Source organism: Collinsella aerofaciens (assembly GCF_019131995.1).
Classification (GTDB): Bacteria; Actinomycetota; Coriobacteriia; order Coriobacteriales; family Coriobacteriaceae; genus Collinsella; species Collinsella aerofaciens_S.
Genome location: NZ_JAHONA010000025.1, coordinates 20,863 through 30,950 on the forward strand (window position 1 = coordinate 20,863; position 10,088 = coordinate 30,950).

Sequence of the window (10,088 nt, forward strand, 5' to 3'; positions counted from 1 at the left end):
CTTGGTCGAACTCTATAGTGCAGGTTATAGATTAAGCGATTCTTGAGCCAGGATTAATGTTGGATGAGTTTTTGGGTGGCGCGGGGAATCGTCCGGGACAGTTTTGAATCGGGTACTTTGGGTTATCCTGGTCTCACTGAGCAAATGACGTGCAAGCGAGATGGTCGATATGGCGGAGCGAAGAAAAAACTGGTCGAGGGAAGAAACCCTGGCGGCGTTGTTTTTGTACCTTGCTCTGCCTGCAAGGTTGATTGATGACAAAGGTGAGGACGTGCAGACGTTAGCCCGCGCCATCGGTAGAACGCCGGCAGTGGTTTCCTTGAAGATATGGAACCTCGCTTCGTTTGATGAACGACGTCGTGCGCGCGGCAAGGTGGGAATGGTTAATGCCAGCAAGATGGACAAGATGGTATGGGCGGAGTACTCATCGGGTGGCGACGAGTTGATTGAGGAAGCGGCTGATGCTTTCTTTGGCCAGCTTGATCAACTTGATTCGGGCGATGTGATGAGCGACGATCTGCAAGATGCAATTGGAGCTAGCTTGCCGGAAGGACGAGATCGTGATGTGATTATCTCAGCCCGCGTTAATCAGCAGTTCTTTCGTAATACATTGCTCGTTAATTACAACTCGCATTGCTGTTTAACAGGTCTATCGAATCAGAAATTACTGGTAGCAAGCCACATCAAGCCATGGAAGGCGTCCGATCCCAAAACTGAGAGGCTTGCGCCAGACAACGGATTGCTTTTGAATGCTCTTCACGATAGGGCATTTGACCAAGGGCTTATAACCATAACGAAGGATTTGAAGATTATAGTGTCTAGCATGGTTAGGCACGAGGCGCCCGAAGATGAGTATCTATGGCGTTATAACGGTGAGCGAATTACACTGCCCAAACAATCAAGTCCTAGGGCGGAGTTTATTGAATATCACAACGATATGGTATTCAAGGGGTAAATTAGAATTGGATTGCAGCTATACCATTAATGGTGTGACTGTGTACCGCTTGGCTAAAAGCGTCCTTTATCCAGCTACCTAGCATTACGATTGGATGGGAAATGAGTACGAGAGTTGCAGAGTATTATGGTCAAAGAACAGACGCTTTGACGCCCATTCACCCCATAGATATTCCACATGCCGGATGGGGCCCGGAAGGGTCGGTTCCGCACTGTCCCTTCTCCGGCGGTAATACGTGCAAGAAGCTTAAAGCAAAAAACGAGCCGGTCTGTTCGGTAAGGGATCAGGACGGAGTACTCTGGATATCGTGTTCGGAGAGATTGTGCTCCACCAAAAAAGATGTCCCGCTTTGTTCGCATCAAAAGAAAATACTTACTATGGCTGCGCAGCATATATTTGATGGGGGCATTGATCCGTCTGATGTCTGCGTCAAACGAGAAGAGTCCCTTCGAGTAAGCAAGGGCAGTGCATATCATGCTGATTTTATAATTACCACGCGCAGCGGGGAGTCGTCGACATCTGGTCCTAATCGACTTGTTCTTGAAATGCAAGGCGGTGGAGAAACATCTGATACCGGCAAAATTACTCAGCGTGTTCGCAAATGGAAAAACACGACTGAAAACGAGAGGACGAATGAGCAGCTGCGTGCCGAAACCACTGCAAATACTTTGGTCACTAATGCTTGGAGAAGACAACAAGAGCAATTTCTAATCAAGGGCAATATCGCCATGAAGACATGGAAAGGCCTTGGGATTGCGTTTTGTGTGGGCACACTTCTCTATGACTATCTTATGGAGCGGCTAGAGTCGGTGAATCTACCCGATTTGAAGGATTACAACTGGACGTTGGCTCTTCTCGCCTTTAAAGAGGACAAGAGCCGCCCTGTTGAGGACGGCCCCATTCCATTGACAATCGATGAAGACCGGACGCTGTATACGAACTACCAGACGTTTGTTCAAGCACTAATCAACCAAGGACAACCGACCCTGGAGGCATTTCAGGGGCAATTCTACAGTCTTGAGAATGAAAGGATTGACATTCCGTTCTAGCTGTTCTGAGCCTTATCGACCTCGACGATACGGCGCGCAATCCATTCTATAACGGGCACACAGACAGCGTTTCCTAGAGCTGTCCATCTACGAGAGTCCAGTCGTCCGGAAACCCCTGGAGTCTCTCGTACTCTAAAGGAAGCATGCGTCTGACAAATAGCGTCGGAGCTTCCTCTTGAATCGCAAGTGTAAGTTTCTCCGTCGTTTCTATATCCTTTTGCTTGCGGGCCCGCTGAAGGTTTTCTGCCAATCCCGGCGTGTTGGATAGAGTAGTAATCTGAGACTCGATGCTCTTTTTCAAGTCCTGGGGCATAGGAGTGGTCCGTGCTTCTGCGCGATTTAGAAGAGATTCGAGCTGCTCCTTGTCCAAAAAGTACCTCAGCGGAGCCGAAGTTTCCAAGACTTCCGACAATATAGACGCGGCGACGTCGTTGGGGTGTTCCAAAGTATTTTGCGTCCAGTACTCGCCATGATACGCAATACCCGAGCTCATCCAATTTGGTGAGCAGGGCTCTGAAATCTTCTCCGTTGTTTGAGTTGAGGAGTCCGGGAACGTTTTCGATAAAAATCCATCGAGGCTTTGCGGCAGCGACGAGTTCTGCGAACTTAAAGAAGAGTCCGCTTCGCGATCCGGCAAGACCGAGGCGCTTTCCTTGGTTGGCAAGCGAAAGGTCTTGGCAGGGGAATCCTCCGAAATAGACTTCTGCTTGGGGGATGCTTTCGGGTTGGACTTCATTGATATCTCCTGCTAGCTGGACATCCGGCCAGTGCTTTTGTAGCACTGCCCGCGAAAAGTTATTGATTTCGCTTTGGAAGACGATTTCAACGCCGGCACGCTCGAAGCCGAGGTCAATACCGCCGATTCCGCTGAAGAAAGAGGCTGCCTTCACTTTGACTCCCTTCGAACGTGCGTGGCAAAAATGCAAAGGTTCATTCTATTGGATTTGTCTCAATGCGGCCAGCTCATATAAAAGAATCCATTTGTCAAGACGATACACATGGGGGACATCGAACTGCGTCGTGTCGTCATTTCTTGCTGCAGTATTTTGAGGCAGGTGTCTGGCGGGGGCATTTGGCGTCTATGGCGGTCGAGGCGCCAGCACGATAGGTGGGAGGTAATTAACTTGCGGGCTTTGCATCGGACGTATGGTTGCGTTTGTTGGCTCGGGGTGTATCTACCTAGATTTGTTTCGTTCGAGAGGGGCGAGGTGGCATGGGGATGCTAATGGGGCGGAGACTCTGTAAAGAGCTGGCATTGGTCGTTGCCACGTGGCCTGCTGCTTTGCATGGCCTCGCCGGAATCCGACCGCAAATGGCTCCGAGGAGAGTCTGCAAGTTCTTATCGTTGCGTGAGAAAAACTTGCAGAATTCGCAAATCTTTGTCATGCTGTGAGAAAAACTTGCAGATTGGGGCGGGCGATGGATAGACGGATGGTTCCTAGAAATCGATATCTCGAAAAGTTGATCGCCTTTCGTGATGCGGATGTCATCAAGGTCGTAACGGGTATGCGCCGTTGTGGCAAATCGACGCTTCTGGACATGATGCGCAAACATTTGGAGGATAACGGCGTTCCATCCGAGTGTCTTTTGACCTTTAAGATGGAGTCGTTTGAGCTGGAGGGCGTGCGTGATTGGCGAGAACTCTACCGCCACGTCGACGGCCAAATGCCTGCGGGTAAAAGGTGCTATCTCTTCTTCGACGAGCTCCAGGAGGTTGCCGGATGGGAGAAGGCGATTAACGCACTTCGTGTCGACCGGGACTGCGATATATATGTTACGGGTTCGAATGCTTTTCTCCTGTCGTCTGAGATTGCGACCTTAATCTCGGGCAGGTATGTCGAGATTCGGATGCATCCGCTCACTTTTTCGGAATATGTCGACTTTCTTGGTCCGACTGACGTCACGAATAGGCTCGCTGTTTTTGGTCGGGAGGACATTGTTGCGCTCGACGATCTTCTCGACCGTTATCTTGTGTTTGGAGGCCTGCCGTTTCTCGCTGCTTCAAAACTGCCGGAGCAGGAAATGAAGGACTATATCTGGAGCACGTACCAAACAATCGTCGGGCGCGACATTTTGGCTCGCGAGGCGCGTCGGGGTAGACGGTCGGTGACGAGCAGGAGTGTGCTCGACCGCGTCACTTCCTACTTGGCCGATAACATTTCAAACCCGACATCAATTAACAAGATTGTTGGCACGCTGGCGGAGAACGGGCTGAAATCCTCGCATGGCGTCGTGGACACTTGTGTGTCCGCCCTTGAGGAGACCTATATCTTTTCGCATGCGCGCCGATTTGATATTAAGGGTCGGGACATTTTGAAGACCGGTGGCAAGTTCTACATTGAGGATCTGGGGCTTCGAGCTTTCTTGGATGGGTATCGCGGCAGCGACAGTGGGCGTGTTCTCGAAAATGCCGTTTACAATCGCCTTGTCTATGACGGATATCAAGTCTTCACGGGTCATCTTCGAGATGCCGAAATCGACTTCGTTGCAATCGGCGACGGCTCGGATCGTAAGTTTATTCAGGTTACAGAGTCGATTGACGAGGAGGCGACGCGTAAGCGCGAGCTGCGTCCATTTGAGCTCAGATCGCTCGAGAAGATTACCGGCGGTTACGAGAAGATCATTGTCGTTCGTCAGGGGAGCCATCCGACCGACATCGACGGTATCAAAATCGTTTCTGCAGTCGATTTCTTAATGGGTAGGCTTGGGGCTTAGGGCGTTTGAAGCGCGTCTGTTTCCTATGCCTAGCGACATTGCCGCAGCTCGTGATACCGCCGGCTCCTTCCTCTCCGTCAAGCGGCACCAACTCAGCTGATCCGTTGGGGACGGAGGAAAGCGGATCATTTTCGGCGCGCCGCAGGTGATACGAATCCTGCGGCGCGCTGTTTTTTGCGCGAGGGCTTTCAGCTGTGTCCGCGTGGCGTGGGAGACTTAATTTGCCGTCTTGGTCTGTCACGGCGGCGTGAATCAAAGCAACGGCCCTCTAAGGAGTTCGATATTGATGAGTGACAACACCAAGCACCTTGCAAAGAAGTGCGTCAAGGACGCGGGGCCGTGCCTCGCGTTGTGCCTTGCCGGCGCAGCGGTCGCGCTGCTGGCTGTTCTGGGGCCATTCGACGTGCTCCGAAGTGCCGTCTTTCTACACATTTGCATGGCCCTTGCCGGCGCCATGATGACCGGCGGCGTGCTCGATCTGGTTTTTTGGGTGCTTGACCCGTTTGGATGGAAGAACGAGGGGTAGGCCCCAAAGGATGGGAGGGCTGGAACGGTTAGCTTAGTGATCGTGCAGAATGTGGGCTAGCGACTTGCAGGGAAGTGGTAATCCGATGACGGTCTATGTGACGGGCGATATTCACGGCGGCGTCGACATGCAAAAGCTGCGCGACTGGGAGCTTGGGGATAGTCTGACGGGCGACGACTATCTGATTGTCGCGGGCGACTTTGGCTTTCCGTGGGATTTCTCTGCCGAGGAGTGCGCCGATATCGCTTGGCTGGAGTCGCGCCCCTATACCGTGCTGTTCGTCGACGGCAACCACGAGCGTTTCGATCACTGGGCGGAGCGTTCCATGGAGCTGTGGCACGGTGGGCTGACGCAGCGCCTGTCGGACACCTCTCCCATACGGCGCCTGACGCGTGGCGAGGTTTTTGAGCTCGACAACTCAACGATCTTTACTATGGGCGGTGCCACGAGCGTGGACAAGGAATACCGCATTCCGTATTCCAACTGGTGGCCACAGGAGCTGCCGGACGAGCGCAACTTTGAGGAGGCACGGACAAAGCTCGACAGCGTGGGCTGGAAGGTCGACTACGTAATCACCCACACCTGCTCTACGCACATGCTTTCGCCCACGCTCTATCCGGCGCCCGGCTGGGATTGCCCCGGCGTTGATCGACTTACGGCGTTTTTCGATGAGCTGGAAGATCGCTTGGACTACAAGCGCTGGTACTACGGGCATTTTCATCGGGATGCCAACCCGGCCGAGCGCCACACCGTGCTCTACGACTGTATCGTTCGCTTGGGTGATGAACTCCAGCCCTGGGATGTTGCGTAGCGGCAAGACGTTTGGCTACTCGGCCGTTATGGTGATGTTTTTCCGGTGCGCGTGGATAACATCCCAGCTAAAGTGCTCGACCAATTGCTCGGCGGTGCGCGGCGTGGTGTCCGGCGCGATGCCTGTTTGCCCGGCGAGCCAGCCCAGCAGTGCCTCGGATGTGCCAAAGCGAGCGCGGAGCTCGCCCAGGTCCAGATCGCGGTCGCGCTTGGAAAGGCGGCGGCCGTCCGGTGACATGAGCAGCGGAATATGTGCGTAGTGCGGAGTGGGAAGTCCCAGCAGATGCTGCAGATAGATCTGGCGCGGCGTGGAGCCAAGCAGGTCGCATCCGCGTACGATCTCGGTAACACCCATGGCGGCGTCATCGACCACCACGGCCAGCTGATAGGCAAACACGCCGTCGCTGCGGCGCACCAAAAAGTCGCCGCACTCGGTGGCGAGCGCTTCGCATTGGGCACCATACGTGCGGTCCACGAATTCGACCACATCGTCTGCGAGGTCGTCGACGGCGGGCACGCGCAGGCGCGTGGCCGGGGCGCGCAGGGCACTGCGGCGGGCGACCTCCTCGGCAGAAAGGCCTCTGCAGGCGCCACGGTAGATGGGCGTGCCGTCGCTGGCATGCGGCGCGCTTGCGGTGTGGAGCTCGGCGCGCGTGCAAAAACAGGGGTAGGTGAGGCCGGCGTCCTGCAGCTGGTGCAGGGCGTCCTCGTACAGATCCAGGCGATCGTGCTGGTAGTAGGGACCTTCGTCCCACTCCAGCCCCAACCAGGCTAGGTCGTCGATGAGCTGGGCGGCAAGTTCCGGGCGCTTACAGCGATCGTCCAGGTCCTCGATGCGCAACACAATGCTGCCGCCCTGGCTACGGGCCGAAAGCCACGCGCATAGGCAGCTGAACACGTTGCCCAGGTGCATGCGGCCCGATGGCGACGGGGCAAAGCGCCCCACGACGGGCGCGAGCTTGCTGTTGGGCGCCGTCGACGTGGCCACAGCGTGTGTTGCTATGTTGCGTGCGTTGATATCCATGCGGACGAGTATAGCGCGGGGCGCGGTGGGGGAGACGCTGCCGTGGCCTGCAAGTTGCCGAGGCCACGCGTTGCGCATGCCGGACCACTGGCTCGACAGCTCGATCGCCGCCCGCCAGCCCAACCCCTCAAACGACAGAAACCCCGGCAGCTCTTCGCAACTGCCGGGGTTTCCGCGGAAAAGGGGGACATGATCCTCGAGCGAACGGCAAAGGGGCAAACCGTTTTCGCTCAACTGCTTTATGCCCCTCAGCTGGCGGCTCAATCAGCGCATGCCGCGCCCACACAAAGCCGCTACACCTGTGACGGAGCTGTGAAGTGGTATCTATTGCTGGCGCAGGCCATGCCAAGGGTGTCCCTAATGACTGGTCATTTAAGAACGTCCCCAATGACTGGCTGTTGGGGTGCGGGTGTGACTTTCATCCCGTTTGGCGCTCCGGTCGCCTAGATGTTCGTCATGCGTACCCGCAAACGTGGGACAATGGCGCTGTTGGTTTTACAGACAAAGGATGTGCCTATGAACACCCTCGCCGCCAAAGTCAGCCGGCAGCGCCGCCTGTTTGCGCGATTCGCTTCCGTCTGCGCGCTCGTTGCGCTTGCGTTGTTGCTGCTGCCTGCCGCCGCGCACGCCGACGGCTACTCCATGACCCAAACCTATATCGGTGCCACGGTCGAGGCCGATGGCTCGCTGAGCGTTGTCGAGGGTCGCCAGTTTGATTTCGACGACGACATCAACGGCGTGTTTTGGGAGATCAATACGGGCACCAACCAGCAGGGCGGCACGGCGGGCGTCGACGTGCTGAGTGTCGAGGAAGAGGACACCGCGTTTAACAAAGTCGATAGCGCGAACAAGGGCGATTCTGGCGTCTACACGGTCGAGCAGACCAGTGACGGCGTAAGGATTAAGGTGTTCAGCCCCCACGAGAGCGGCGACAGCGCGATCTATTATGTGGGCTACACCATGACCGGTGCGGTTATGAACTGGGCCGATACCGCCGAGCTCTACTGGAAGTTCGTGGGCGACGGCTGGTCTGCGGATTCCGATGACGTCGAGATGGAAGTGCGCTTCGCAAATGCCACTGCCGGGACGGCGGCCGTCAAAGGCGATAACTTCCGCGCATGGGGCCACGGTCCGCTGACGGGCGACGTGTCGCTCGATGAGGACGAGCCCATGGTCACCTATACCATTCCCTGCGTGCATCAGGGCGAATTCGCCGAGGCACGCATCGCCTTCCCCAGCGACTGGGTGCCGCAGCTTGCCGCCTCGGGCGAAGAGCGCATGTCAACGATCCTGAGCGAAGAGAAGGAATGGGCCGACGAAGCTAACGCCCGCCGCGCTCACGCTCGCATGATTGCCAATGCACTTGCCGTGCTAAGTGTTGTTGCGGCGGTGGCCTTTACCGGCACAATCGTTATGCTCAAGCTGCGCAAGCGCAAGCCCAAGCCGTTTTTCCAGGACGAATATTTCCGCGATGTGCCTTCGGCCGACCATCCCGCCGTGCTTTCGGCCCTCATGAGCTGGAACGAGGTGCCCGATCAGGCATATATCGCCACGCTCATGAAGCTCACTGACGACCGTGTGATCAAGCTGGAGCAGGCGACCGTGACCAAGGCCAAGAAGGGTCTGTTGGGGCGTGAAAAAGAAGAGCAGACGTATCGCGTGACGGTGAGTGATGCGGGCTGGAAGTCGGCCAAGGGCATTGACCACATGGTGCTCAAGGTCTTCTTTGCCGGTGCTAAGCCTGACGAGAACGGCGATCGCTCGCGCACGTTCGACGAGCTGCAGCACTACGTCAAGCAGCATGCTACACCCGTGGGCGATAAGCTCGAGGACTATCAGAACACCGTTAAGGGCAAGCTGGCCGATAGCGAGTACGTTGCCTCGGACGGCATTGTTGCAATGGTGTTTTGCCTGGTTCTTGGTATCCTGATTGCCTTTGTTCCCGTGGGATCCATCTTCTTTACCGATGGCGCACAGGCGAACATTACCGCCGCGGTTATCTCGGTGCCGATTGTGCTGGTGGGTATCGGCGTGGGCCTTACGTTCCGCCGCTTTACGCCGGAGGGCGCCGAGGTGGCGGCTCGCTGCAAGGCGCTCAAGCATTGGCTCGAGGATTTCACACGCCTAAAGGAAGCCGTCCCGGGCGATTTGGTGCTGTGGAACAAGCTGCTGGTGATGGGCGTTGCCCTGGGCGTTTCGAAAGAAGTGCTGCGACAGCTGGCCGAGGCCGTGCCTGCGGACCTGCGCAACAGCGACGATTTCTACGACAACTACCCCTGCTACTGGTGGTATTACCATCACTACGGCAACGAGTCTCCGCTCGATTCGTTCAACGATGTGTATCACGAGACCATCCGCGAGCTGGCTTCGAGCTCCGATAGCTCGAGCGGCGGCAGCGGCGGCGGCTTTTCCGGTGGCGGCGGTGGCGGCGTCGGCGGAGGCGGCGGCGGAACGTTCTAGCGAGCGCTTGCTTTGGGGTGGATCTTTCTGGGCGGTTGCCAGGGAAGATCCATCCCATTTTTGTGCATCGAAACGGGCCATGCTTTCCGCTGCGGACCTTCGCACAAGGGGCAGTGGGCAAAAAATGCCAAATATGAGTACTGTTGCCTAGATTATCACATTTGTTTGTACTAAAAAATGGACTCCTAACGATATTATTTCTCGTTAGGAGTCCATTTTATTGTACATTTGGGGAGATACGTTAGTTCATCTGACGCGTCGAGACGCCTAAGAGACCCGAGAAAGCCGAATTGCGCTGCTGCTAAAAAGGTAACAGTACTCATATTTGATGTTTTTTGACCACAGCTATTTGCAGGCCCCCTATAGGGCGATGCCAACGAGGGCTTCGGCGGCCGTTTTGCTCAAGACTGTCCCCAGCGAGGTGGCGCGCGCAGACGTGGTGTAAGAGTGTCCTGAGGTCCGTCGCTGCAAGCCCCGATGTTACTCCTTCTTGAGCCGTGCTTCTCGACTATCTCGTCCACTATCTCCCTGGCGCGCCGCCCGAGCGCG

At 55.9% G+C, this 10,088-nt stretch carries 8 protein-coding genes; 6 read left to right on the plus strand and 2 right to left on the minus strand.

Going from position 1 to position 10,088, the window contains the following annotated elements:
* The first annotated feature begins 169 nt into the window (after positions 1 to 169).
* Both KSY82_RS08055 and KSY82_RS08060 read left to right on the plus strand, forming a co-directional pair.
* Positions 170 to 955, plus strand: coding sequence for an HNH endonuclease (locus KSY82_RS08055; RefSeq protein ID WP_217750785.1), 786 nt, complete (start codon positions 170 to 172; stop codon positions 953 to 955).
* Between the two features lie 101 nt (positions 956 to 1,056).
* Complete coding sequence (locus tag KSY82_RS08060) at positions 1,057 to 2,004, plus strand: hypothetical protein (protein WP_217752379.1); 948 nt, start codon at positions 1,057 to 1,059, stop codon at positions 2,002 to 2,004.
* Here KSY82_RS08060 and KSY82_RS08065 read toward each other — a convergent pair.
* Entirely contained in the window at positions 2,001 to 2,894 is an 894-nt protein-coding gene (locus tag KSY82_RS08065) for a DNA cytosine methyltransferase (RefSeq protein ID WP_195622286.1), read from the minus strand. The genes KSY82_RS08060 and KSY82_RS08065 overlap by 4 nt on opposite strands.
* 541 nt (positions 2,895 to 3,435) lie before the next feature.
* On the opposite strand from KSY82_RS08065, the gene KSY82_RS08070 reads away from it, so the two are divergent.
* The 3 genes from KSY82_RS08070 to KSY82_RS08080 all read left to right on the plus strand — a co-directional run bounded on the left by KSY82_RS08070 (position 3,436) and on the right by KSY82_RS08080 (position 6,056).
* A complete protein-coding gene (locus KSY82_RS08070) occupies positions 3,436 to 4,719 on the plus strand; it encodes an ATP-binding protein (protein ID WP_217750788.1) in 1,284 nt (427 codons plus the stop codon).
* A gap of 286 nt (positions 4,720 to 5,005) precedes the next feature.
* Positions 5,006 to 5,245, plus strand: coding sequence for a hypothetical protein (locus KSY82_RS08075; protein ID WP_217750790.1), 240 nt, complete (start codon positions 5,006 to 5,008; stop codon positions 5,243 to 5,245).
* A gap of 85 nt (positions 5,246 to 5,330) precedes the next feature.
* On the plus strand, positions 5,331 to 6,056 hold the full coding sequence (locus KSY82_RS08080; protein ID WP_217750791.1) for a metallophosphoesterase family protein: 726 nt from the start codon (positions 5,331 to 5,333) through the stop codon (positions 6,054 to 6,056).
* 15 nt (positions 6,057 to 6,071) lie between these two features.
* Here the strand turns inward: KSY82_RS08080 and gluQRS are convergent, their stop codons facing one another.
* Complete coding sequence (gluQRS, locus tag KSY82_RS08085) at positions 6,072 to 7,079, minus strand: tRNA glutamyl-Q(34) synthetase GluQRS (RefSeq protein ID WP_303246703.1); 1,008 nt, start codon at positions 7,077 to 7,079, stop codon at positions 6,072 to 6,074.
* Positions 7,080 to 7,595: 516 nt separating this feature from the next.
* Between gluQRS and KSY82_RS08090 the strand changes: the two genes are divergently transcribed.
* Complete coding sequence (locus KSY82_RS08090; RefSeq protein ID WP_217750792.1) at positions 7,596 to 9,539, plus strand: DUF2207 domain-containing protein; 1,944 nt, start codon at positions 7,596 to 7,598, stop codon at positions 9,537 to 9,539.
* Positions 9,540 to 10,088: the final 549 nt, after the last annotated feature.